Source organism: Micromonospora sp. WMMD735 (assembly GCF_049178995.1).
Lineage (GTDB): Bacteria > Actinomycetota > Actinomycetes > Mycobacteriales > Micromonosporaceae > Micromonospora > Micromonospora wenchangensis.
This window is the reverse complement of the sequence record NZ_JBMHMJ010000002.1, coordinates 4,219,256-4,243,639: the sequence shown is the minus strand read 5'-3', so window position 1 is coordinate 4,243,639 and position 24,384 is coordinate 4,219,256. Positions and strand designations below refer to the sequence as shown.

Annotated in this window: 23 protein-coding genes and 3 tRNA genes; 23 read left to right on the top strand and 3 right to left on the bottom strand. The window is 70.3% G+C overall.

Going from position 1 to position 24,384, the window contains the following annotated elements:
- Positions 1–104: 104 nt before the first annotated feature.
- Positions 105–962 carry a DMT family transporter gene (locus ACN268_RS18130; RefSeq protein ID WP_421484196.1) on the bottom strand — a complete coding sequence of 286 codons (858 nt, stop codon included), beginning with the start codon at positions 960–962 and terminating at the stop codon, positions 105–107.
- 262 nt (positions 963–1,224) lie between these two features.
- On the opposite strand from ACN268_RS18130, the gene ACN268_RS18125 reads away from it, so the two are divergent.
- On the top strand, positions 1,225–1,767 hold the full coding sequence (locus ACN268_RS18125; RefSeq protein WP_421484194.1) for a DapH/DapD/GlmU-related protein: 543 nt from the start codon (positions 1,225–1,227) through the stop codon (positions 1,765–1,767).
- A gap of 133 nt (positions 1,768–1,900) precedes the next feature.
- Here the strand turns inward: ACN268_RS18125 and ACN268_RS18120 are convergent, their stop codons facing one another.
- Positions 1,901–2,338 (bottom strand): hypothetical protein, encoded by a 438-nt coding sequence (locus ACN268_RS18120; RefSeq protein ID WP_363791826.1) that lies wholly within the window; start codon positions 2,336–2,338, stop codon positions 1,901–1,903.
- A 45-nt stretch (positions 2,339–2,383) separates the two neighbouring features.
- Positions 2,384–2,896, bottom strand: coding sequence for a GyrI-like domain-containing protein (locus ACN268_RS18115; protein ID WP_421484192.1), 513 nt, complete (start codon positions 2,894–2,896; stop codon positions 2,384–2,386).
- A gap of 480 nt (positions 2,897–3,376) precedes the next feature.
- On the opposite strand from ACN268_RS18115, the gene ACN268_RS18110 reads away from it, so the two are divergent.
- From ACN268_RS18110 to rpsG, 22 genes are all read left to right on the top strand, one after another.
- A complete protein-coding gene (locus ACN268_RS18110; RefSeq protein WP_169733070.1) occupies positions 3,377–3,523 on the top strand; it encodes a hypothetical protein in 147 nt (48 codons plus the stop codon).
- 63 nt (positions 3,524–3,586) lie between these two features.
- Entirely contained in the window at positions 3,587–6,106 is a 2,520-nt protein-coding gene (locus tag ACN268_RS18105; protein WP_421484190.1) for a putative bifunctional diguanylate cyclase/phosphodiesterase, read from the top strand.
- A gap of 96 nt (positions 6,107–6,202) precedes the next feature.
- Positions 6,203–6,275, top strand: a tRNA-Thr gene (locus ACN268_RS18100).
- 26 nt (positions 6,276–6,301) lie between these two features.
- A tRNA-Met gene (locus ACN268_RS18095) sits at positions 6,302–6,374 on the top strand.
- Between the two features lie 132 nt (positions 6,375–6,506).
- Entirely contained in the window at positions 6,507–6,674 is a 168-nt protein-coding gene (gene rpmG, locus ACN268_RS18090) for a 50S ribosomal protein L33 (RefSeq protein WP_067301359.1), read from the top strand.
- Between the two features lie 132 nt (positions 6,675–6,806).
- Positions 6,807–7,253 carry a MaoC family dehydratase N-terminal domain-containing protein gene (locus ACN268_RS18085; RefSeq protein ID WP_204924846.1) on the top strand — a complete coding sequence of 149 codons (447 nt, stop codon included), beginning with the start codon at positions 6,807–6,809 and terminating at the stop codon, positions 7,251–7,253.
- A 1-nt stretch (position 7,254) separates the two neighbouring features.
- A complete protein-coding gene (locus ACN268_RS18080; RefSeq protein ID WP_421484188.1) occupies positions 7,255–7,647 on the top strand; it encodes a MaoC family dehydratase in 393 nt (130 codons plus the stop codon).
- Between the two features lie 127 nt (positions 7,648–7,774).
- Positions 7,775–7,847: transfer RNA gene (locus tag ACN268_RS18075), tRNA-Trp, on the top strand.
- Between the two features lie 213 nt (positions 7,848–8,060).
- Positions 8,061–8,480 carry a preprotein translocase subunit SecE gene (gene secE / locus ACN268_RS18070; RefSeq protein ID WP_421484187.1) on the top strand — a complete coding sequence of 140 codons (420 nt, stop codon included), beginning with the start codon at positions 8,061–8,063 and terminating at the stop codon, positions 8,478–8,480.
- A gap of 38 nt (positions 8,481–8,518) precedes the next feature.
- Entirely contained in the window at positions 8,519–9,241 is a 723-nt protein-coding gene (nusG, locus tag ACN268_RS18065) for a transcription termination/antitermination protein NusG (RefSeq protein ID WP_204924848.1), read from the top strand.
- 186 nt (positions 9,242–9,427) lie between these two features.
- On the top strand, positions 9,428–9,859 hold the full coding sequence (gene rplK / locus ACN268_RS18060; protein WP_088644789.1) for a 50S ribosomal protein L11: 432 nt from the start codon (positions 9,428–9,430) through the stop codon (positions 9,857–9,859).
- 80 nt (positions 9,860–9,939) lie between these two features.
- The gene (gene rplA, locus ACN268_RS18055; RefSeq protein WP_204957688.1) at positions 9,940–10,656 is read left to right on the top strand and encodes a 50S ribosomal protein L1; all 717 of its coding nucleotides are present in this window, start codon (positions 9,940–9,942) and stop codon (positions 10,654–10,656) included.
- 82 nt (positions 10,657–10,738) lie between these two features.
- Positions 10,739–11,578 carry an ABC transporter ATP-binding protein gene (locus ACN268_RS18050; protein WP_421484185.1) on the top strand — a complete coding sequence of 280 codons (840 nt, stop codon included), beginning with the start codon at positions 10,739–10,741 and terminating at the stop codon, positions 11,576–11,578.
- Positions 11,575–12,261, top strand: a complete 687-nt coding sequence (locus ACN268_RS18045; protein ID WP_421484184.1) for a hypothetical protein — start codon at positions 11,575–11,577, stop codon at positions 12,259–12,261. The genes ACN268_RS18050 and ACN268_RS18045 overlap by 4 nt, the downstream gene beginning before the upstream one ends.
- Positions 12,262–12,563: 302 nt before the next feature.
- The gene (rplJ, locus tag ACN268_RS18040) at positions 12,564–13,112 is read left to right on the top strand and encodes a 50S ribosomal protein L10 (RefSeq protein ID WP_088644793.1); all 549 of its coding nucleotides are present in this window, start codon (positions 12,564–12,566) and stop codon (positions 13,110–13,112) included.
- A 54-nt stretch (positions 13,113–13,166) separates the two neighbouring features.
- Positions 13,167–13,556: a 50S ribosomal protein L7/L12 gene (gene rplL, locus ACN268_RS18035; protein ID WP_088644794.1), complete on the top strand. Its 390-nt coding sequence runs from the start codon at positions 13,167–13,169 to the stop codon at positions 13,554–13,556.
- A 591-nt stretch (positions 13,557–14,147) separates the two neighbouring features.
- A complete protein-coding gene (locus ACN268_RS18030) occupies positions 14,148–17,579 on the top strand; it encodes a DNA-directed RNA polymerase subunit beta (protein WP_421484182.1) in 3,432 nt (1,143 codons plus the stop codon).
- Between the two features lie 81 nt (positions 17,580–17,660).
- Positions 17,661–21,551, top strand: a complete 3,891-nt coding sequence (locus ACN268_RS18025) for a DNA-directed RNA polymerase subunit beta' (protein ID WP_421484180.1) — start codon at positions 17,661–17,663, stop codon at positions 21,549–21,551.
- 115 nt (positions 21,552–21,666) lie between these two features.
- Positions 21,667–22,035 (top strand): hypothetical protein, encoded by a 369-nt coding sequence (locus ACN268_RS18020; protein ID WP_421484178.1) that lies wholly within the window; start codon positions 21,667–21,669, stop codon positions 22,033–22,035.
- Positions 22,036–22,643: 608 nt separating this feature from the next.
- Positions 22,644–23,015: a DUF4190 domain-containing protein gene (locus ACN268_RS18015; protein ID WP_204925021.1), complete on the top strand. Its 372-nt coding sequence runs from the start codon at positions 22,644–22,646 to the stop codon at positions 23,013–23,015.
- 474 nt (positions 23,016–23,489) lie between these two features.
- Complete coding sequence (rpsL, locus tag ACN268_RS18010) at positions 23,490–23,864, top strand: 30S ribosomal protein S12 (RefSeq protein ID WP_007465318.1); 375 nt, start codon at positions 23,490–23,492, stop codon at positions 23,862–23,864.
- Position 23,865: 1 nt separating this feature from the next.
- Positions 23,866–24,336 carry a 30S ribosomal protein S7 gene (rpsG, locus tag ACN268_RS18005; protein ID WP_088647009.1) on the top strand — a complete coding sequence of 157 codons (471 nt, stop codon included), beginning with the start codon at positions 23,866–23,868 and terminating at the stop codon, positions 24,334–24,336.
- Positions 24,337–24,384: the final 48 nt, after the last annotated feature.

Sequence of the window (24,384 nt, the reverse complement as noted above, 5' to 3'; positions counted from 1 at the left end):
CCGATGAACCGTGGCGTCGGTGACCGGCTTCGGTCGGTGGCCCATGGGCAGGCCCGTCCGAACCACCCGAGGTACGAGGATCGCCGGTCGATGTGACGTGCGGGTTATCCGATTTCGGTGGACCGTAGCCGGGTCAGGGTGACTCCGGCGAGGACCAGAGCGATTCCGGCCACGATCGCGGTCGTGACGGCCTCGCGGAGGATCACCCAGCCGAGGATCACGGCGACGACGGGCAGCAGGTAGGTGACCACCGAGGCGGCGGTCGGCCCCTCGTCGTCGATGATGCGGTAGTTCAGGACGTAGGCGGCCCCGGTGCCGAGCACCCCGAGGACGAGCAGGCTCGCCACCGCGTCGGGCCGCCACACCGGCGACTCCAGTCCGGCGAACGGCAGCGCCGGGACCAGCAGAACGGTGGCCGCGCCGAGTTGAGCTGCCGACAGCACGAGCGGCGGAAATCCGCGCCCGGGCAGGAACCGGCCCGTGTAGACGTAGCCGAGTCCGTAGCTGGCGGCTGCGGCGAGGCAGGCGAGGCCGCCCCAACTGGCGATCTCGCTCGCGGATTCCCATGGCGAGAAGATGACCAGGACGCCGAGGAACCCGAGGGTGAACCCGGTGGCCTTCTTGACGGTGACGGCCCGGTCGACGCCGACGAGGAAGGCCAGCAGCAACGTCCACAACGGCGTGGTCGCGTTCAGCACCCCCGCCACGTTCGACCCGATCGTCTCCTCGGCGACGCTGAACAACAGGTACGGCACGGCGTTGGCGACCAGGGCGGCCACGAACAGGTGACCCCACAGCCGCCCGTGCCTGGGAAAGCGGAGTCCCCGGGACAGCGCGATCGGGGTCAGGACCAGGAAGCCGAGCAGGAGCCGGGCGAACACGATCTGCACCGGGTTGAAGCCCCGCAACGCGAGCTTGATCCAGAGGAAGCCGGACCCCCACAGCAGCGCGAGACCGGCCACCCGTGCGATACCTGCCCGGGTGACCCGCTGGGGGTCAGTCTTCGCCGAAATCCCGTCATTCAGGGTGTTCGCATCGGTTCGGGTCATGTGGATGACTTACCTGATCCGCTCGCAGAGGAACAGGGCCCGGTCTCCCGGAGCAGGCCGACGGGAGTTGACCGGGCGCGCGGATGATGCGGGCTACGGTGGGCCGGCCGGGGAGGAGCAGTGAGCGGGGCGGCCCGCAGCGGCGCGCCCCTGCGGCGTCGGCGAGGATCGCGGGATGTCCGACGACCGCTTCATGCGTATCCACAGCCCCGAGTTCCAGGCGATGGCGGCGAGGGTGCTGCGGGCCACCGAGTTGACTTCCCGGCTGAACGTGCTGCCCTTCGACGACGAGGCCGGGCGGGGGGAACTGTTGGCGCAGCTTCTCGGCCGCCCGCTGCCGGCGCGGGTCACCATCTATCCGCCGTTCTTCACCGACCACGGTCTCAATCTGGAGATCGCGGAGCGGGTGTTCATCAACCAGAACTGCACGTTCCTCGACTATGCCGGTATCCGGCTCGGCGAGGGCGTCATGATCGGCCCGAAGGCCACCTTCATCACCCTAGGTCACCCGGTCGACCCCGCGCAGCGGCGGGAGTGGCTGACCGGTGCGCCCATCGATGTGGCGGAGAACGTCTGGATCGGGGCCGGCGCGACGATCCTCCCCGGCGTCAGCATCGGCCGCGACGCCGTGGTGGCGGCCGGCGCGGTGATCGCCGACGACGTCCCGCCCGCCACCCTGGTCACCGGCCCCAAAGCAGGTGTACGCCGCCAGTGGTGACCCCCACGCCTCCCGGCCGCGCACCGTTGGGGCGAGGTAGCGGTATCGAGGCAGGGTGGATACCGCTACGCGGGCCCAGCTGCGTTGATCATGCGCGGCGCCCGTCCCGGCCTGGTCAGGGAGGCCGCGCGGGCTACGGCGTGGCCTCGTGGCCGGGTAGGCCGTGGGTACGCCGCCGCTGCTTCATCTCCGCCTCGTAGAGGTGCCGCCGGCCGTCGGCCAGCTTCTCCCGGGCGTACCGTTCGATCTCCTGGAACGTGGCGTAGTAGCCGTCGTCGAACTCCTCCACGATCTGGAACGTCCACCGGCCGGGCAGCAGGTTGCGCCCCAACAGCTCGTGTTCGACCCGGTCGGCCACCTCGTCGTGCCCGGCCCCGCGCAGCAGCTCCACCACCCGGTCCAGGGTGAGGTCCGCGCCGCCGACGAGCTGGTGCGCGGAGTAGAGGTGCCCGCGCACCCGGTGGATCGTCTCCAACGCCTCACTCAGCTTGCCCAACGCCTCGACCGTCGCGTCGTCGACTCCCGTCGGCCGCGCGTGCTCCTCGTCCACCGCACCATGCTGACCTGCCATGACCTCCGACATACCCCCCTACCGCCCGAGCTATCCCGGTCCTGCTCAGTCCGCCAGCCGGAACGCCAGCTGCGTCTTCCACGTGCTCCGGTCCGGGTCGTCGTCCGGGCCGAGGTGGTAGATCTCCAGTCGGCAGCCCCAGCGCTCACCCGTCCCGGTGTCGTCGGCGTCCCAGCGCAACCCGTGGTGCCGGGCCCAGTCCAGGAACGCCCCGGTGACCGCCACCAGTTCGTCGGGGTCGCCGACGTGGGTGGTGGTCAGGTAGCGGCCGGCCGGCAGGACGCCGGTGCCCATTGGTGCCTCGGCCGCGAGCCGCGTGCCGGCCGGGACCGGCACGCCCGCCTCGACCACCAGTTCCCGCGCCATGTCGATCACGTGGTACCGCAGGAAGTCCGGGCCGGCCGGGGTGATCCCCCGCGCGGTCAGCCAGTCGGCCAGGTCGGCCAGGGTGGCCGCGGCGTCGCCGATGGTCGCCATCGTCACCGTGCGTCGGATCCCCAGGTACGGCTGGGCCGCCCGCTGCTCGATCACCGGCGTCACCGGTGTCTGCGATGTCATGGATTCACGACATCATCGGGGTACGACATCACGGGGTCCGACCGCCTCTGGCGGGTGTTTCGCCTGCTCGCGCCGGCTCGCCACCGTACGCACGTTTTGTCGTTGATCTGGTGCGGAGTCCGTCGACTCCCGACAGGCCGCTTCCGTACCTGACGAAATGAGCTATGGTGATCGATGTGACGGTTCCGGGAGCAGTCGTCGCGGCCCTCGACCACGACGGCCGCCCTGCTACCCGGAGAACGGCCCCGCGCCGTTAAGATCGGGTTTGCGTCGATAGTGACATTGGGCGATTCGTGGAGGCTGTTACCCGTCCTGGTGCCGCTGATCTGGCACGGGGAGGTGACGGTGGTGGGCCGAACGGCGGAACCTCTCCGCTGCTCGGACCAGCGCCGCTCTCCCCGCTTTTCTGGGTACCCGAGGTGTGGCACGATCGTGGAACCTCCACCATCCCCCGTGAACACTCTCTCGACAGGAGCAATCATGTCTGGTCGAAGGCTGGGCCGGCTGTTTGGCTCGCTCCTCGTGCTCGCCACCATCCTGGGTGGACTCGCCGTCGCCGGCGTCCAGTCCATCGATGGCAGCGCGCAAATGGCGGACGTCGTCTGGACGATGGGCGGCGCGCGCTAAGCCCCCGCGTCGTCCCCGCTCCCGGTGTCCTGGGGGTGACGTCTCTCAGGGAGAGGGTGGCGCATGGCCAGCCGAGATCAGCGGCGTAAGTCCACCGAACGCGCCTGGTTCATCACCGCCCCCCTGGCCCTGCTGGCCATCGTCTTCAGCACCGCGATCGGTGTCCTGCGGCCCGAGTTCGGGAAGTGGGGCCTGGCGTTCGTTCTCTTCGTGGCGATGACGGGGATCAGCATCCCGGTCCTCAACGTCATAGTCCGGCGGCAGTCCGTCGGGGTGACGTTGACCGAGGTGCCCCTCGTCGTCGCGCTCTTCTTCCTGCCACCGCTGATCGTGGTGCTCATATACACGCTCTCCGTGCTGATCTGGAGCGCGTCACACCGGTTCGCCCCGGCCAAGCTGTGGTTCAACGTCGCGAAGGCGGCGGCGGCCACCTCGTTGGCCGGGCTGCTCCTGCTGGCCCTGCCCCCGCTGGAAGGGGTGGGGCCGGGCACCTGGGGCATCCTGTTCCTGGCGGTCAACACCATCACCCTGGTCAGCCTGCTCTCGGTGGCCGGGGTGCACGTGCTGCTCCAGGGCTGGCAGGCCGGCCGGGAGGCGTTGCGTACCGCGCCGTCGGTCTTCCTCACCACCTCGATCAACGCCTCGGTGGGCCTGCTCGTCCTGATCGCGTTGAAGACCACCTGGTGGTCGGTGCTGCTGCTGGCCGCGTTGTTCGCGGCGTTGTTCCAGGTCTACCGTTCCTACTCGCAGTTCTTCCGGCAGCACCGCACCCTGACCGGCATGTACGACCTCACCCGGCTGCTCACCAACAGCGCCGAGGGGGCGCTCGCCGACATCCTCCTCGACCGGGTGCGGGCCCTGATGCAGGCCGAGTACGCCACCCTGTGGCTGCCCGCCCAGCGCCGGCACCCCGAGGTGCTGCTGACGGCCCGGGTCGACACCCCGGGCCTGCTGGACTTCGCGCCCACCCCGACGGTCTTCCGGGAACAGGCCCGTGAGCTGGGCAAGACGCTGTCCATCGGGCGGTTGCTCGGCGACGACACGGCCCTGCGCCGGGAGGTCGGCGCGCAGCAGGTCAAGGACGCGATCGTGGTGCCGCTGCGGTCCGGTCAGGCGGTGATCGGCACCCTGGAGGTCACCAACCGGCTCAGCGACATCGGCCACTTCACCACCAGCGACATCCCCGTCTTCGAGACCGTGGCCGCGCACGCCGCCGTCGCCCTGGAGAATTCCCGGCTGGTCGACCGGCTGCGCCACGACGCCTACCACGACGCGCTGACCACGCTGCCCAACCGGCGGCGGATCACCGCCGCCCTGGCCGAGGCGGTCAAGATCCGGGCGCCCGGCGAGGTGGTCGCCGTCCTGCTCTTCGACGTGGACGGCCTGCGGCAGGTCAACGAGTCCCTGGGCCACGCGGCGGGGGACAAGGTCCTCGTCGAGGTGGCCGAGCGGCTGCGCGCCTGCGCCCCCTCGTCGGCCCTGGTGGGTCGGGCCGGTGGGGACGAGTTCCTGGTGACGCTGCGGCTGGAGAACGCCGAGGCGGCCCTGGAACTGGCCGCCCAGCTCCGCGAGCAGATCCGCGACGAGATGGTCTTCGACGCGCTCACCCTCGACGTGGACACCGCGGTCGGGGTGGCGGTGCACCCGGATCACGGCAGCGAGGCCGCCGTCCTCCTGCAACGTGTCGACCTGGCGGCCACCGCGGCCAAGGCGGTGCCGGGCAGCGTGCAGTTGTTCAATCCGGCGCTGGAGTCGCGGTCGCTGCGCCGGCTCGGGCTCGCCGGTGACCTGCGCCGCGCCCTCGACGAGGGGGAGCTGGAGGTCTACTTCCAGCCGAAGGTGACCCTGCGGGACCGCCGCCTGCTCGGGGTGGAGTGCCTGGCCCGCTGGGAGCACCCGGCGCACGGCACGGTCTCCCCGGAGGACTTCGTCGCGGTCGCCGAGCACACCGGGCAGTTGGGCCGGCTCACCGAGTTCGTCCTCCGGGAGGGGCTGCGCCGCAGCCGGGACTGGAGCCGCACCGGGCAGCCGTTGGCGGTGGCGGTCAACATCGCCGCCCGCTCGCTGACCGACAGGCACTTCCCGGACCGGGTCGGTGAGCTGCTGACCGAGTACGGCGTCCCGCCGCAGCTGCTGACCGTCGAGATCCCGGAGGCGGCGGTCCTCGACGGCACCGAGCGGCCCATCCCCACCCTGCGCCGGCTGCGGGACCTCGGCGTCCGGCTGGCGGTGGACGACTTCGGCACGGGCAACTCGTCGCTGGCCCAGCTGCGCCGGCTGCCGGTGCACGAGGTGAAGGTGGACCGGTCGTTCGTGCAGGGGATGGCGACCGACCCGGGGGACCTGGCGATCGTGAACGCGGTGGTGTCGCTGTCCCAGCAGTTCGGCCTGTCGGTGGTGGCCGAGGGGGTGGAGAGCGAGCTGACCCTCGAACTGCTCCAGGACATCGGCTGCGAGATCGGGCAGGGCTTCCTGTTCAGCCGGCCGCTGCCGTACGAGCGGCTGGAGGCCTGGTTCGGTGCCCAGACCGACCAGGAGGCGGTCGATCCGGACGCGCTGCCGAGGCTCCGTGTCGTGCCCTGAGCTGCGGCGATGCGGTACAGGGGGATCCCATTTCACCCCTGGCGCGGTGCCGTGTAATGTATCCCCTGCGCGACGCCCTCCGGGGTGATCGGGTAGGCCCCCTTAGCTCAGTCGGCAGAGCGTCTCCATGGTAAGGAGAAGGTCTACGGTTCGATTCCGTAAGGGGGCTCAGAGGGTCCGGCTGGACCCGCCTGCGGCGGTGTAGCTCAGATGGCAGAGCAAGCGGCTCATAATCGCTGTGTCGCCGGTTCAAGTCCGGCCACCGCTACTCTCGTCCTTCGGGCTCACCCCCGGTGGTCGGTGGGACGGGCGCCACTGGCGCCCGCTTTGCATGTCCAGGCGTTGTCCGCGTAGGCTGATGCGCTGTAGTTGATATCCGTAGCGAGGAAGGCACTCCGCCGTGGCGAAGGCGACCGATGTCCGGCCGAAGATCACTTTGGCGTGTGTGGAGTGCAAGGAGCGCAACTACATCACGCGCAAGAACCGCCGCAACGACCCGGACCGCATCGAGCTGAAGAAGTTCTGCCCCCGGGACGGCAAGCACACGATCCACCGCGAGACCCGCTGACCTGCGGCCGGTACTGGCCGGCCCGCTCCGCAGCGTTTCCCCGGACGCCGATCCGCACGGCTGGCGCGACCCCTTCCAAGGGCGCCCGCCCGTACGGGTCGGCGTTCGTGCGTCCCGTGTAGGTTCGGCGGCATGTCCCTGGACCCGTCCTTCGTCGGCCGGACGTACCCGCCGACCGCCCCCTACCAGGTGGGCCGAGAAAAGATCCGCGAGTTCGCCACCGCCATCGGCGCCACCGACCCGGCCCACCACGACCCGGCGGCGGCCCAGGCGCTCGGCCACCCGGACGTGGTCGCCCCGCCCACCTTCCCGGTCCTGATCACCATGGCCGCCAGCCAGCAGATCGTCGACGATCCGGCGCTCGGGGTCGACTACAGCCGGGTGGTGCACGGCGACCAGCGGTTCGCCTACACCCGGCCGGTGGTGGCCGGGGACGAGCTGGTCTGTGTGAACACCATCGAGGAGATCAGCTCCCGCAGCGGGCACGGCTTCCTCACCACCCGCACCGACGTGACCACCGTGGCCGGTGAGCCGGTGGTCGCCGTCTGGTCCAAGCTCGTCGTCCGTGGGGAGTCCTGACGTGGACCTGTCGACCCGTACGTTCCGGGTGACCCGGGCGGACCTGGTCCGCTACGCGGGCGCCTCGGGGGACTTCAACCCGATCCACTGGAGCGACCGGACGGCCACGAAGGTGGGGCTGCCCGGGGTGATCGCCCACGGCATGTTCACCATGGCGCTGGTCGGCCGGGCGGTCACCGAGTGGGCCGGCGCGCCCGACGCGGTGGTCGAGTTCGGGGTCCGGTTCACCCGGCCGGTGGTCGTCCCCGACGACGACGAGGGCACCGAGATCACCGTCGACGCGGTGGTCAAGGAGGTCACCGAAACCGGCCTGACCAGGCTCGATGTGACCGTCCGGTGCGGTGGCGAGAAGGTCCTGTCGCAGGCGCGGGCGACCGTGCGGACGGCCGGCTGAGGGTTCGTCGGCACGGACCGGGCGGGACCGGTTGGGAAAGTCGGGGTGCTACCCGTACACTGGTCCGCCGTGGGGCAAGTGACCCCTGCTCGGCCGTGCAGGCCGGGTGGGGCGAGCGTTGCCGCACAGGGGTGTAGCTCAATTGGCAGAGCAGCGGTCTCCAAAACCGCAGGCTGCAGGTTCAAGTCCTGTCACCCCTGCGCCTCAGGCCTGACCGTTCCCGTGGGTCGCGCCGCCGCAAGGCGGCGTCCGGCCCGTGGTGGTGGCATCGGCGGGGTGGCTTCGAGGCGACTCGGAGCCCTTCGTCCGGTCCGCCGGCCGCGGCCCGTCGCGGGACGGTTGGTCCGGCCGGCGTGACCAGCGCCGCGTACGCCTCCCGGCGTACGAACCGACATCCCGCGACGGAGGGCGAAGTGGCCGAGAGCAAGCGGCGCGGCGAGGACGCCGGCGACGACGGTCTGCGCGACGAGCGTGACGACGTCGTCGACGAGGTGACCGCCGACAGCGACGCCACCGACGACGACGCCACCGACGCGGACGAGCCGGTATCCCGGGGTGGCACCGCGACCCGGTCGCGGACCCGTGCGGGTGCCGCCGACAGCAAGTCGAAGACCCGCTCCGAGACCGACCGGGTGGGGCCGTTCGGCCGCATCGCGCGTTTCTTCCGCGAGGTCGTCGCCGAACTGCGTAAGGTCATCTGGCCGACCCGCAAGGAGCTGCTGACCTACACCGCCGTGGTGGTCACCTTCGTCGCGGTGATGCTGACCATCGTGGGCCTGCTCGACTTCGCCTTCGCGAAGGGCGTGCTGTGGGTCTTCGGCAGCCCCAGCTGACCGGCCGACTGAGCCGATAGTGACGGAAGTGAGCAAGCGTGCCTGAGTACGACGAGACCGCCGGGACCACGGACGACCAGTCCACGGTCGCGACGGCGGCGAGTGACGAGTCGGTCGAGGCCGCCAGCGAGCCGGAATTCCCGACCACGGAGCCGGAGCCGGACGAGGACTACGACCCGGTCGCCGAGCTGCGCCAGAAGCTGCGCTACGCGCCCGGCGACTGGTACGTGGTGCACTCGTACGCCGGTTACGAGAACAAGGTCAAGACCAACCTCGAGACCCGGATCACCTCCCTCGACATGGAGGAGTTCATCTACCAGGTCGAGGTCCCGACCCGGGAAGAGGTCGAGGTCAAGAACGGCAAGCGTTCCCAGATCCAGGCCAAGGTCTTCCCCGGCTACATCCTGGTCCGGATGGAGCTGACCGCCGAGTCCTACTCCTGCGTGCGCAACACGCCGGGGGTCACCGGGTTCGTGGGGGCCACCGACCGGGCCGACCGGCCGGCGCCGCTGAGCCTCGACGAGGTGCTCAAGTGGCTGGCGCCGGCGGTGGAGACCGAGCAGAAGAAGGCCAAGCCCGAGATCAAGGTCCTCGACTTCGAGGTGGGCGACTCGGTCACCGTCACCGACGGGGCGTTCGCCTCGCTGCCGGCGACGATCAGCGAGATCAACGCCGACCAGCAGAAGCTCAAGGTGCTGGTGTCGATCTTCGGCCGGGAGACCCCGGTCGAGCTGAACTTCAACCAGGTCGCCAAGATCTGACGTCGTTGTCGTCGCCGGCGGCGGGCCACGGCCCGCCGCCGGCGACGTCGTTCCGCCCCGGCGCGGACCTCGGCGCAGAGGGTCGCCGGGCGCTGCGCTACCCTTGAATGTCGTCGCTGTGGCACCGCGCTGACCGTGCGCGCCCGTGGCCGGCACCTTTCCCAGTTCCAAGCCCCAGGAAGTGACATGCCTCCGAAGAAGAAGCTCGTCAAGACGTTCACGCTTCAGCTGAAGGCGGGCCAGGCGACCCCGGCGCCGCCGGTGGGCCCCGCGCTCGGTCAGCACGGCGTGAACATCATGGAGTTCTGCAAGTCCTACAACGCGCAGACCGAGTCCCAGCGGGGCGACATCGTCCCCGCCGAGATCAGCGTCTACGAGGACCGCTCCTTCACCTTCGTCCTGAAGACCCCGCCCGCCGCCCGGCTGCTGCTCAAGGCCGCCGGTGTGGACAAGGGCTCCGGCGTGCCGCAGAGCCAGAAGGTCGGCTCGGTGAGCCAGGCCCAGGTGCGCGAGATCGCCGAGAAGAAGATGGTCGACCTCAACGCCAACGACATCGACCAGGCTGCGAAGATCATCGCCGGTACCGCCCGGTCGATGGGCATCGTCGTCAACGACTGACGCCCGTCAGTCCCCCAGACCAGTTCGTGGGAGGGCGCGCGTCGACCGCGGCCCGCCAGAGACCACAGGAGTAACCCGAGATGCAGCGCAGCAAGACGTACCGCAAGGCCGCCGAGGCGATCGACAAGTCGAAGCTCTACACCCCGGCCGAGGCGGTCAAGCTCGCCAAGGACACCACCAGCGCCAAGTTCGACGCCACGGTCGAGGTCGCCATGCGCCTCGGCGTCGACCCCCGCAAGGCGGACCAGATGGTCCGCGGCGTGGTCAACCTGCCGCACGGCACCGGCAAGACCGCCCGCGTGATCGTCTTCGCCGCCGGCGCGAAGGCCGAGGAGGCCGTCGCCGCCGGTGCCGACGAGGTGGGCACGGACGAACTGGTCGCCCGGATCCAGGGCGGCTGGCTGGACTTCGACGCGGCGATCGCCACGCCGGACCAGATGGCCAAGATCGGCCGGATCGCGCGGATCCTGGGCCCGCGCGGCCTGATGCCGAACCCGAAGACCGGCACCGTGACCATGGACGTCACCAAGGCCGTCTCGGACATCAAGGGCGGCAAGATCACCTTCCGGGTGGACAAGCACTCCAACCTTCACCTGATCATCGGCAAGGCCTCGTTCTCCGAGACCCAGCTGATCGACAACTACGCCGCGGTGCTGGACGAGGTGCTCCGCGCCAAGCCGTCCGCGGCCAAGGGCAAGTACCTCAAGAAGGTCACCCTGGCCACCACGATGGGTCCGGGCGTCCCGATCGACCCGAACGTGGTGAAGAACCTCCAGGAGACCGCCGTCGAGGGCTGATCCCGACCGCTCCCGCGCAGGGGCCCCGCCACGCACCGTGGCGGGGCCCCTGCCGTGTGTCGGGCTGTGGCAGGCTCACCCCATGCGACTGGAGGACGTCCGGCTCCGGTACCACCGGGGCGGCCCCTGGGTACTGCGCGGCGTCTCGGCCCGCCTCGACCCGGGCGAGGTGGCGGTGGTGCTCGGCCGCAACGGGGCCGGCAAGTCGACCCTGCTGCAACTCTGCGCCGGGGTGCTGCGCCCGGTCCGGGGCCGGGTGGTCGACCGCCCGCACCGGGTCGGCTGGGTGCCCGAGCGGTTCCCCGCCGACCAGCCGTTCACCGTGACCCGCTACCTCACCGCCATGGGCCGGGCCGCCGGCCTGGGTCGGGCCGACGCCGACCGGGCCGTCGACAGGTGGACCGACCGGCTGGGCCTGGCCCCGTTCCGTGCGGTCCGCCTCCCCGACCTGTCCAAGGGCACCGCGCAGAAGGTCGGCCTGGCCCAGGCGATGCTGCGGACCCCCGGTCTGCTGGTCCTCGACGAGCCCTGGGAGGGGCTGGACGCCGCCGCCCGGGGCCTGGTCCCGGAACTGGTCGACGAGGTACTGGCGGCCGGGGGAGCGGTCCTGGTCAGCGACCACCGGGGCGAGACGGTCCGGCTCCCCGGGGCCCGGCACTGGACGGTCGCCGACGGCCTGGTCACCGACGAGCCGGCCGCCGCTGACGCCGCCGTCGCCGTGGTCGAGGTCGCGGTGCCGGCCGCGCGGGTGGCCGGCACCGTCGCCCGGTTGCGCGCCGACGGCCACCAGATCCTGCGGGTACGCGAACCCGCCGGCACGCCCCGGGGGGCGGCTGCGCCGCCGGCACCCGTCCCGCCCGCCGGGGCCGGGTCGGCCGGTGAGCCGGCGCGGGACGGCCGGGCGGGGGAGGTGGCCCGGTGACCGCCCTGGTCCGGATGCGGCTGGCCGGCTTCCTGCGTACCGGACGGGCGCTGGCGCCGCTGCTGGCCGGCCTGCTGGCCCTCGGCATCCTGTACGGCGGCGGCCGCGCCCGCCCGGCGGAGGCGTACGGCGTCAGCGCGGTGGTGCTCTTCCCGGTGCTGGCCTGGCAGACCAAGATCCTGCTGGACGTCGAACCGGACGTGCAGCGCCGGCTGGCGCAGGTGCTCGTCGGTCCGGTCCGGGAGCGGCTCGCCGGGCTGCTCGCGGCCGTGTTCGCCGGGGTGGGCACGGTGCTGGTCGCGCTGGTCTTCCCGTGGCCGGTCGGCGGGGTGGCCGCGCCCGGTCCGGATGATCCGCCCGTGGTGGCGGCGTTGGCCCTCGGCCTGTGGGCGCACCTGCTCGCCCTGCTGCCCGCGGTGGCCCTGGGTGCCCTGGCCAGCCGGGCGCTCACCCGCAGCGCCGGGTACGGCGTCGCCGTGCTCGCCCTGGGCGCGGTCGGCACCCTGGCGCTGGGCCTGCGCGGCTCGGTGGCGCCCTGGCTGGTGCCGCCGGTGCTGGCCACCGCGCGGGCGCTCGCCGGTTCCCTGCCCACCGGCACCGCGCTGCTCCTGTCGGCCTGGGCGCTGGTCTGGGCGGGGGTGGCGCTGGCCGGCTACGTCCGGTGGCGGCGGGTCCGCCCGTGACCGGCGGAGGACGATTTGGTGATGGCCGGACCGTCGCGTAACCTGGTCGGGTAGTTCCACCCAGAGACCGCTGGTCACCGTGCCCCGGCACGGTCGAAGGCTCCGCGATGACGGGCGACCCGCGCAGGGCGGTAAGCGTAGTTCGGTTCCTCCCCGTGGTCCGCCGACCATGGTGATCGGCCCCGCCCTCGCCCCGCGCGCCCTGCGCCGGGGCTTTTTCGTTGTCGTGACGCCTCCGGCGCCGTCACCGAGCCCCGTGCTCCCCGACGGCGACCAGCTCCGAGTAACGAGAGAGGAGGGACATGGCGGACAAGCCGATCCGGGCCGACAAGGCCACGGCCGTCGCTGAGCTGACCGAGAGCTTCCGTACCTCGGGCGCTGCGGTGCTCACCGAGTACCGTGGTCTGACGGTTTCCCAGCTCACCCAGCTGCGGCGCTCGCTCGGCAAGGAGACCACCTACACGGTCGCGAAGAACACGCTGGCCAAGCGTGCCGCGACCGAGGCGGGCATCTCCGGCCTCGACGAGCTGTTCACCGGTCCTACCGCGCTGACTTTCGTTTCGGGCGACGTCGTCGAGGCGGCGAAGGGTCTTCGCGACTTCGCGAAGGCCAACCCGAAGCTCGTCATCAAGGGCGGTGTGTTCGAGGGCAAGGCCATTTCCGCGGCCGAGGTCACGAAGCTCGCCGACCTGGAGTCCCGTGAGGTGCTGCTGGCCAAGCTGGCCGGCGCGATGAAGGGCAACCTGAGCAAGGCCGCGGCCCTGTTCCAGGCGCCGCTCTCCAAGGCCGCCCGCGCGGCGGCCGCCCTGGCGGACAAGAAGCGCGAGCAGGAGGGCGCCGAGGCGGCCTGAGGCCTCCCGGCGCACCACGTTCTTTAATTTTCATTGCGAGAAAGGACGCCAGACATGGCGAAGCTCAGCACCGACGAGCTGCTCGACGCGTTCAAGGAGATGACGCTGATCGAGCTCTCCGAGTTCGTGAAGCAGTTCGAGGAGACCTTCGAGGTCACCGCCGCCGCGCCGGTCGCGGTCGCCGCCGCCGGTGGTGCCGGTGGCGCCGCCGCCGCGCCGGTCGAGGAGGAGAAGGACGAGTTCGACGTCGTCCTCGAGGCCGACGGTGGCAAGAAGATCCAGGTCATCAAGGTCGTGCGTGAGCTGACCGGCCTGGGCCTCAAGGAGGCCAAGGACGCGGTCGAGTCCGCGCCGAAGGCGATCCTGGAGAAGGTCAACAAGGAGACCGCCGAGAAGGCGAAGGCCAAGCTCGAGGGTGAGGGCGCCAAGGTCACCCTCAAGTGACCTGTGGTCGACCCCTGCGGTCGACCGTGGCGCGTGTCCGGCTCGGGTGAGCCGCGGCACACCGCAAAATGAACGGGCGGTGATCCGACAGACGGATCACCGCCCGTCATGCTTGGTGACTCCGGGTATCAGTGGTGTGAGCAGGGTGTTCGCACTCGTGGTGCGACATGGCGGTGTCGCGGTGGGTAGCCCATCCGTGGGAAACCCGGCGAGCAGGCGCTTGGAGCCTCTTGACGTGGCCCCGGCCTGCCAGGCACGCTGACACCAGCAAGACCTTCCGCGCTTGCGACGGCCCCCTCTCGGGTAAAGGCTGCGGCAGCACCAGCAGCCGCTCCACCCGAGCGGTCCGACAGGAACGTCGTGTTCCGAGCGGCCCGGTACGACCCCGTTCTCCGGGGTCCCGAGGCGCGTTCCGCGACGACCTGCGGGATGGGCTGGACAGCGGTTAGCCTCTCGGCTACACTGCTAGTTTGCGCTGCCTTCCGACTTGACCCCTGCTCGGAAATGTCCGGTTACGGATATTTCTGGTGGGGTCATTGGAGTGCACGCGTACCAGCCGTTCTGCAGCACCGGTCCTCGGAAGGACGCATCTTGGCAGCTTCCCGCCCTGCGAAGACCAGTCGTACGTCGAGCGCTTTCGCGCCCCGCCGAGTTTCTTTCGGCAGGATCACCGAACACCTCGAGGTCCCCAACCTCCTCGCCATCCAGAACGAGTCCTTCGACTGGCTCGTCGGCAACGAGGCTTGGCAGGGCCGGTCGGCGGACGACCCGCACGCACGCTCGGGTCTCGCGGAAATCCTCGACGAGATCAGTCCCATTGAGGACTTTTCCGGCACCATGTCGCTGTCCTTCTCGGCACCGCGCTTCGACGAGGTCAAGGCCTCGATCGAGGAGTGCAAGGAGAAGGACCTGACCTACTGCGCCCCGCTGTTCGTGACGGCGGAGTTCACCAACAACACCACCGGCGAGATCAAGAGCCAGACGGTGTTCATGGGTGACTTCCCGATGATGACGCCCAAGGGCACCTTCATCATCAACGGCACCGAGCGCGTCGTGGTCAGCCAGCTCGTCCGGTCCCCGGGCGTCTACTTCGACAAGCAGCCGGACAAGACCTCCGACCGCGACCTCTCCAGCGTCAAGGTCATCCCCAGCCGGGGTGCCTGGCTGGAGTTCGACATCGACAAGCGCGACACGGTCGGCGTCCGCATCGACCGCAAGCGCCGGCAGGCCGTCACGGTCCTGCTCAAGGCCATCGGTTGGTCCGCCGAGCAGATCCGCGAGAAGTTCGGCTGGTCCGAGCTGATGATGACCACGCTCGAGAAGGACCACATCGCCGGCCAGGACGAGGCCCTGCTCGACATCTACCGCAAGCTCCGCCCTGGCGAGCCGCCGACCCGCGAGAACGCCCAGACCCTGCTCGACAACCTCTTCTTCAACCCGAAGCGGTACGACGTCGCCAAGGTCGGGCGCTACAAGTTCAACAAGAAGCTCGAACTGGACGTGCCGATCACCACCGGCACGCTCACCGAGGACGACGTCGTCGCCACCGTGGAGTACCTCTGCCGGCTGCACGCCGGTGAGGACGGCTACGAGGCCGACGACATCGACCACTTCGGCAACCGTCGCCTGCGTACCGTGGGCGAGCTGATCCAGAACCAGGTCCGGGTGGGTCTCTCCCGGATGGAGCGGGTCGTCCGCGAGCGGATGACCACCCAGGACGTCGAGGCGATCACGCCGCAGACCCTGATCAACATCCGCCCGGTGGTGGCGGCGATCAAGGAGTTCTTCGGCACGTCGCAGCTGTCCCAGTTCATGGACCAGACCAACCCGCTGGCGGGCCTGACCCACCGGCGGCGGCTGAGCGCGCTCGGCCCGGGTGGTCTGTCCCGGGAGCGGGCCGGCTTCGAGGTCCGCGACGTGCACCCGTCCCACTACGGCCGGATGTGCCCGATCGAGACGCCGGAAGGCCCGAACATCGGCCTGATCGGCGCGCTGTCCACCTTCGCCCGGGTCAACCCGTTCGGCTTCATCGAGACGCCGTACCGGAAGGTCGTCGAGGGTCGGGTCACCGACCAGATCGACTACCTGACCGCGGACGAGGAGGACCGGTTCGTCAAGGCCCAGGCCAACGCGCCGCTCAAGGCCGACGGCACGTTCGCCGAGGACCGGGTCCTGGTCCGCCGTAAGGGCGGCGAGACCGAGGACGTCGCGCCCGGCGCGGTCGACTACATGGACGTGTCGCCGCGGCAGATGACCTCGGTCGCGACCGCGATGATCCCGTTCCTGGAGCACGACGACGCCAACCGCGCGCTGATGGGCGCGAACATGCAGCGTCAGGCGGTGCCGCTGGTCAAGGCGGAGTCGCCGCTGGTCGGCACCGGCATGGAGTACCGCGCCGCAGTCGACGCCGGTGACGTGGTGGTGGCCGAGGTCGGCGGCGTGATCGAGGATCTCTGCGCCGACTACATCACCATCCACCAGGACGACGGCCACCGCCGGACGTACCTGCTGCACAAGTTCCGCCGCTCCAACGCCGGCTCCTGCGTCAACCAGAAGCCTGTCGTCTTCGAGGGCGACCGCGTCGAGGCCGGCCAGGTCATCGCCGACGGGCCGTGCACCGACGAGGGCGAGATGGCGCTCGGACGCAACCTGCTGGTCGCGTTCATGTGCTGGGAGGGTCACAACTACGAGGACGCGATCATCCTGTCGCAGCGCCTCGTGCAGCAGGACGTGCTCACCTCGATCCACATCGAGGAGCACGAGGTCGACGCCCGGGACACCAAGCTCGGCCCGGAGGAGATCACCCGGGACATCCCGAACGTCAGCGAGGAGATGCTCGCCGACCTCGACGAGCGCGGCATCATCCGGATCGGCGCCGAGGTCGTCCCCGGCGACATCCTGGTCGGCAAGGTCACGCCGAAGGGCGAGACCGAGCTGACCCCGGAGGAGCGGCTGCTGCGCGCGATCTTCGGCGAGAAGGCCCGGGAGGTCCGGGACACCTCGCTGAAGGTGCCGCACGGCGAGACCGGCACGGTCATCGGGGTGCGGACCTTCTCCCGCGAGGACGGCGACGAACTGCCGCCGGGCGTCAACGAGCTGGTCCGGGTGTACGTCGCCCAGAAGCGCAAGATCCAGGACGGCGACAAGCTCGCCGGCCGGCACGGCAACAAGGGTGTCATCTCGAAGATCCTGCCGATCGAGGACATGCCGTTCCTGGAGGACGGCACCCCGGTCGACATCGTGCTGAACCCGCTGGGTGTGCCGTCCCGGATGAACATCGGCCAGGTCCTGGAGACCCACCTCGGGTGGGTGGCCAAGACCGGCTGGAGCGTGGACGGCGACGACACCGAGTGGAAGCGTCAGCTCCGCTCGATCGAGGCGCACGAGTCCGAGCCGGACACCAACGTGGCCACGCCGGTCTTCGACGGTGCCCGCGAGGAGGAGATCTCCGGTCTGCTCGCGTCGACCCTGCCCAACCGGGACGGCAAGCAGCTGATCGGTTCCTCCGGCAAGGCGCAGCTGTTCGACGGTCGTTCCGGCGAGCCGCTGCCCGACCCGATCGCGGTCGGCTACATCTACATCCTGAAGCTCAACCACCTGGTCGACGACAAGATCCACGCCCGGTCGACCGGACCGTACTCGATGATCACGCAGCAGCCGCTGGGTGGTAAGGCGCAGTTCGGTGGCCAGCGCTTCGGTGAGATGGAGTGCTGGGCCATGCAGGCGTACGGCGCCGCCTACGCCCTGCAGGAACTGCTGACCATCAAGTCCGATGACGTCCTGGGCCGGGTCAAGGTCTACGAGGCGATCGTCAAGGGCGAGAACATCCCCGAGCCGGGCATCCCGGAGTCGTTCAAGGTGCTGCTCAAGGAACTCCAGTCGCTGTGCCTGAACGTCGAGGTGCTCAGCAGCGACGGGGTGGCCCTGGAGATGCGCGAGACCGACGACGAGGTGTTCCGGGCCGCGGAGGAGCTGGGCATCGACCTGTCCCGGCGCGAGCCGAGCTCGGTCGAAGAGGTGTAAGTGGTGCGGGTCGGGGGCCGGTTGTCCGGCTCCCGACCCCGCCCGTGATCTAGCTGTAAAGACGACGACATAGGGGACATAGTGCTCGACGTCAACTTCTTCGACGAGCTGCGCATCGGCCTCGCGACCGCGGACGACATCCGTCAGTGGTCGCACGGCGAGGTCAAGAAGCCCGAGACGATCAACTACCGCACCCTCAAGCCGGAGAAGGACGGGCTCTTCTGCGAGAAGATCTTCGGTCCTCAGCGGGACTGGGAGTGCTACTGCGGCAAGTACAAGCGGGTCCGGTTCAAGGGCATCATCTGTGAGCGCTGCGGCGTCGAGGTGACCCGCTCCAAGGTCCGTCGTGAGCGGATGGGGCACATCGAGCTGGCCGCTCCGGTGACCCACATCTGGTACTTCAAGGGCGTGCCGAGCCGGCTGGGCTACCTGCTGGACCTCGCCCCCAAGGATCTCGAAAAGATCATCTACTTCGCCTCGTACGTCGTGACGAGCGTGGACGCCGAGGCGCGTCACCGCGACCTCTCGACGATCGAGAACGAGATCCTCGCCGAGAAGCGGCAGTCCGAGAACAGCCGCGACTCGGAGATCGAGAAGCGGGCCGCCAAGCTGGAGGCCGACCTGGCCGAGCTGGAGGCCGAGGGTGCCAAGGCGGACGTCCGGCGCAAGGTCAAGGAGGGCGGAGAGCGCGAGATGCGCCAGATCCGCGACCGGGCCCAGCGCGAGATCGACCGCCTCGACGAGGTCCTCGACACCTTCCGCAAGCTCGACTCCAAGCAGCTGGTCACCGACGAGCTGCTCTACCGCGAGCTGCGTGACCGGTTCGGCGAGTACTTCACCGGTGGCATGGGCGCCGAGGCGATCAAGGCGCTGGTCCAGAACATGGACCTCGACGCCGAGGCGGAGAGCCTGCGCGAGACCATCCGCTCCGGCAAGGGCCAGCGCAAGATCCGCGCGCTCAAGCGGCTGAAGGTCGTCGCGGCGTTCCTGAACACCCGCAACTCGCCGCTGGGCATGGTGCTGGACTGCGTCCCGGTCATCCCGCCGGACCTGCGCCCGATGGTGCAGCTCGACGGTGGCCGCTTCGCGACCTCCGACCTGAACGACCTGTACCGCCGCGTGATCAACCGGAACAACCGGCTCAAGCGGCTGATCGACCTCGGTGCGCCCGAGATCATCGTCAACAACGAGAAGCGGATGCTCCAGGAGGCCGTCGACGCGCTGTTTGACAACGGCCGTCGCGGCCGGCCGGTCACCGGCCCGGGTAACCGCCCGCTCAAGTCGCTGTCCGACATGCTCAAGGGCAAGCAGGGCCGGTTCCGGCAGAACCTGCTCGGCAAGCGCGTCGACTACTCCGGCCGTTCGGTCATCGTGGTCGGCCCCAAGCTGAAGCTGCACCAGTGCGGCCTGCCCAAGCAGATGGCGCTGGAGCTGTTCAAGCCGTTCGTGATGAAGCGGCTGGTCGACCTCAACCACGCGCAGAACATCAAGTCCGCCAAGCGGATGGTCGAGCGGCAGCGCCCGGTCGTGTGGGACGTGCTGGAAGAGGTCATCGGCGAGCACCCGGTGCTGCTCAACCGCGCGCCGACGCTGCACCGCCTGGGCATCCAGGCCTTCGAGCCGCAGCTGGTCGAGGGCAAGGCGATCCAGATCCACCCGCTGGTCTGCACCGCGTTCAACGCCGACTTCGACGGTGACCAGATGGCGGTGCACGTGCCGCTGTCGGCCGAGGCCCAGGCCGAGGCGCGGATCCTGATGCTGTCGTCGAACAACATCCTCAAGCCGGCCGACGGCAAGCCCGTCACCATGCCCACCCAGGACATGGTCATCGGCCTCTACCACCTCACCCACCTGACCCCGGGCGGGGTCGGCGAGGGCCGGGCGTTCAGCTCGGACGCCGAGGCGCGGATGGCCTTCGACGCGGGCGAGCTGCACCTGCAGACCCCGGTCAAGATCCGGTTGCGGGACGTGATCGGTGTCGACAACGGCAACGGCGCCCAGCCCTGGGTCGCCCCGGAGGGCTGGGTCGAGGGCGAGCCGCTGACCGTGGAGACCACGCTCGGCCGGGTCCTGTTCAACGAGACGCTGCCGCAGGGCTACCGCTTCGTGAACTACGAGATCCGCAAGGGCCAGCTCTCCGCGATCGTCAACGACCTCGCCGAGCGCTTCCCCAAGGTGGCGCTGGCCGCCACCCTGGACGGGCTCAAGGAGGCCGGCTTCCACTGGGCCACCTGGTCCGGCGTCACCATCGGCATGGAGGACGTCATCGCTCCGCCGCGCAAGCGGGAGATCCTGGAGCGGTACGAGAAGGAAGCCGACCGGATCGACAAGCAGTACCAGCGTGGTCTGATGACCGCCGAGGAGCGTCGCGGCGAACTCATCGAGATCTGGACCAAGGCGACCAACGAGGTCGCCAAGGAGATGGACACCGCGCTGCCGCAGGAGAACCCGCTGTGGAAGATGATCAACTCGGGCGCCCGCGGTAACCTGCTCCAGCTCCGGCAGATCGCGGCGATCCGTGGTCTGGTGGCCAACCCGAAGGGCGAGATCATCCCGCGACCCATCAAGGCGTCGTACCGGGAGGGTCTGTCCGTGCTGGAGTACTTCATCTCCACGCACGGTGCCCGTAAGGGTCTGGCGGACACCGCGCTGCGGACCGCCGACTCGGGTTACCTGACCCGTCGTCTGGTGGACGTCTCGCAGGACGTCATCATCCGCGAGGAGGACTGCGGCACCGACCGGGCGATCCCGATGCAGATCGGCGAGCGTCTGGAGGGTGGCCGGCTGGTCGTCCACGAGCACGCCGAGACCAGCGTGCACGCCCGTACCCTGGCCGACGACATCAAGGGGCCGGACGGCACCGTGGTGGCCCACCGGGGTCAGGACATCAACTCCATCGGGGTCGACAAGATCGTCGCCGCCGGGGTGGAGACGGTCCGGGTGCGCAGCGTGCTCACCTGCGAGTCGAAGCTGGGCGTCTGCGGTGCGTGCTACGGCCGTTCGCTGCCGACCGGCAAGACCGTGGACGTCGGCGAGGCGGTCGGCATCATCGCCGCCCAGTCGATCGGTGAGCCGGGTACCCAGCTGACGATGCGTACCTTCCACACCGGTGGTGTCGCGGGTGAGGACATCACCCAGGGTCTGCCGCGTGTCCAGGAGATCTTCGAGGCCCGTATCCCGAAGGGCAAGGCGCCCATCGCCGACACCCCGGGCCGGATCCGGATCGAGGACGGCGAGCGGTCCCGGAAGATCATCGTGGTGCCTGACGACGGCAGCGACGAGATCGTCTACGACAAGATCTCCAAGCGGGTCCGGCTGCGGACCCACGACGGGGACCACGTCGAGGTCGGCGAGAAGCTCACCGAGGGCACCATCGACCCGCACGAGCTGCTGCGCATCCTCGGCCCGCGCGCGGTTCAGGTCCACCTGACCCAGGAGGTCCAGGAGGTCTACCGCTCGCAGGGTGTGCTCATCCACGACAAGCACATCGAGATCATCATCCGCCAGATGCTCAAGCGGGTGACGGTCATCGACTCCGGCTCGACCGAGTTCCTGCCGGGTGTGCTGGTCGACCGGGCGCTGTTCGAGTCGGAGAACCGCCGGCTCGTCGGCGAGGGTGGCGAGCCCGCCGCCGGTCGTCCGGTGCTGATGGGTATCACCAAGGCCTCGCTGGCCACCGACTCCTGGCTCTCGGCGGCCTCCTTCCAGGAGACCACCCGGGTGCTGACCGACGCGGCGATCAACTCGCGCAGCGACTCGCTGGTCGGCCTCAAGGAGAACGTGATCATCGGTAAGCTCATCCCGGCCGGTACCGGCATCAGCAAGTACCGCAACGTCCGGGTCGAGCCGACCGAGGAGGCGAAGGCCAAGGTCTACTCGATGACCGGCTACCCGGAGACCGACTACGGCTTCGGGCCGGCCAGCGGCCAGGCGGTTCCGCTGGACGACTTCGACTTCGGGTCGTACCGCTGAGCACCAGCTGACGAGGAAGGCCCCCGGCGTCGTGCCGGGGGCCTTCCTCGTTTCGGGCCGGTGTCCGTCGGCGGCACGTGTCCGGTGCGGCCGGCGGCCGGGCATGATGGTGGGCATGACGACCGCTGCGGGGCAGGTGCCGTCGGCATACCAGCCACCACGTCATCCGCTCGACCCCGACCCGGTACGCGCCACCAAGGCACGGGCCGTCTTTGCGCTCGGGTTGATCGGGGCGCTGACCGGGCTCTTCGTCGGCGGGGTGGTGCCCGCCACGATCGCCCTCCAGTTGGCCCGGCAGGCCCGCCGGGAGGCGTACGCCTCGGGTGGGTTCCTCACCGGCGCGGCCTGGCTGCGGCGGGGGGAGCGGCTGGCCCGGGTGGGCCTGGTGCTGGTGGCGGTCGCGGTGGTGACGCTGGTGGTGATCGGCGTGGTCCGGCTGGCCGGTTCCCCGTACGGGCAGGACTTCGCCCCGAACGTCGACTGACCCGTCGGGGTGATGATCCGGCAGGGGGCACCCGCGGTGCGCGGCGGCGGTAGCCTGGCCGGTGTCCGTCGCGTGACGGTGGACCCACATCGCGACAGGAGGACCCCGTGACGGAACCGGCGCCGCCGTCGGGAGGCGACCCGGGCCGACCGCCCGCCGGCTCCCCGGAGCCGGCCGCGCCCGGCACCGACGCCGGAGCGAACCGCGCACCCGACCCGTGGGCCGCGGGCCCGTGGGGCGTGCCGTCCGAGCCCGGCCCGGTGCACGGTGCCGGCATCCCGCCGGAGGCCACCCCCCTCGGGTACGCCCCACCACCGACGTCCGGGGCCGGCGGCACACCATCGGGTGGCGAGCCGGCCAGCGCTGTTCCGTTCGGTGGTGGGCCGTCGGGTGGTGGGCCGTTCGGCGGTGGGTCGCCGTCGGGTGGCGGGCCGTACGCCGGGGCCGGGGGACCGCCCGCCGGGCCGTCGCCGTATCCCGGCCCGGGTGCGGCGTACCCGGGGCAGCCGTCGGCCGGGACGGGCTGGCCGGCGCCGTCGGGGCACGGGCACGGACCGCTGCCCCCACCGCCGCCGGACGCCCCACGCGCCCCTAAGCGGGTCGACGCCGTGCCGGGCACCCCCTTCGGGGTGGTGCACCTGGACGTGCCGGCGGTCACCTCCGGGCCGGCGGTGGGCTCGTTGATCGCCGGCATCGGGTCGATTCTGGTGTCGTTCCTGGTGATCTGCTTCGGCGTCGGGGGAGCGCAGCTCGGCGGGGCCTGGGCGGCCGGCGCGTTCACGGTGCCGGGGGTGCTGGCCGGTGCGGCGGCGATCGTCGCCGGGCTGCTGGCCCGCCGGCAGATCCGCCGGGCGGCACCACCGCCGGCGGTGCGGTTCACCGGCCGGGGGCTGGCGACGGCCGGGATCAGCTGCGGTGGCGTGGGGCTGGTGCTCAGCCTGCTGGGCCTGGGGCTGGCGTTGCTGGTGCAGTTGGCGTGACCCCCGTCGCCCGGGGGTGACGGGCTGCGGCGCACGGCAGCCGGTACACTGGACAGCCTAGGGGCCCGTCACGGGCGAGCAGGCAGGGCGCACGGCGCGACCGACGGGATCTGAGACCCGGTGGACCAGCCCGTTTTGACCTGCGAGGCTGTGGTAGGTACTCTTTCCCCTTGCGCCCGGGCATGCCCGGGCGACTCGTGCGTGCGCGGGATCCGGATTGATCCGGAGATCGAGCGGCCGTACGACACAGTCGACAGGACCCGGCGGGCGGACGACCACGCGCCGGTGACAGAAACCGGTGCCACCCGCGCGAGCGACGGCACCGGGACCGCGAACCGGGCGACACACCCGACCGCGGGTACCGGGACCGCCGCGAGGTGGATCCGGTCGGAATGTAGGAGAGCCGGCCATCAGGTCGGCTAACGAGCAGACGGCGCGGTCGCGTGACGCGGCCGAAGGGAGCGGAGAAACCCGGTGCCCACCATTCAGCAGCTGGTCCGAAAGGGCCGCCAGGCCAAGACGACCAAGACCAAGACCCCGGCGCTGAAGGGATCCCCTCAGCGGCGCGGTGTGTGCACCCGCGTGTACACCACCACCCCCAAGAAGCCGAACTCGGCGCTCCGCAAGGTCGCGCGTGTCAAGCTCAGCAGCCAGATCGAGGTGACCGCCTACATCCCGGGCGTGGGTCACAACCTCCAGGAGCACTCGATCGTGCTCGTTCGCGGCGGCCGGGTGAAGGACCTCCCCGGCGTGCGTTACAAGATCGTCCGCGGTTCGCTGGACACCCAGGGTGTCCGTAACCGCAAGCAGGCGCGCAGCCGGTACGGCGCGAAGAAGGAGAAGAGCTGACATGCCGCGTAAGGGACCCGCTCCGCGGAAGCCGCTGGTCGCTGACCCGGTGTACAACTCGCCGCTGGTCACCCAGCTGGTCAACAAGATCCTGATGCGCGGTAAGCGTCAGCTCGCCGAGCGCATCGTGTACGCCGCCCTGGAGGGCTGCCGCGAGAAGAGCGGCACCGACCCGGTCGTCACCCTCAAGCGCGCCATGGACAACGTCAAGCCGACCCTGGAGGTGCGCAGCCGCCGGGTCGGTGGCGCCACCTACCAGGTGCCGGTCGAGGTCCGTCCGGCCCGGGCGACCACCCTCGGTCTGCGCTGGCTGGTCACGTACTCCAAGGCCCGCCGCGAGAAGACCATGGTCGAGCGGCTGATGAACGAGCTGCTCGACGCGAGCAACGGTCTGGGCGCCGCCGTCAAGCGACGCGAGGACACCCACAAGATGGCGGAGTCCAACAAGGCCTTCGCGCACTACCGCTGGTAACAGCCTGGTTCCGGCGCCGGACCGGCGCCGGAACCGCCACCGGTCGAG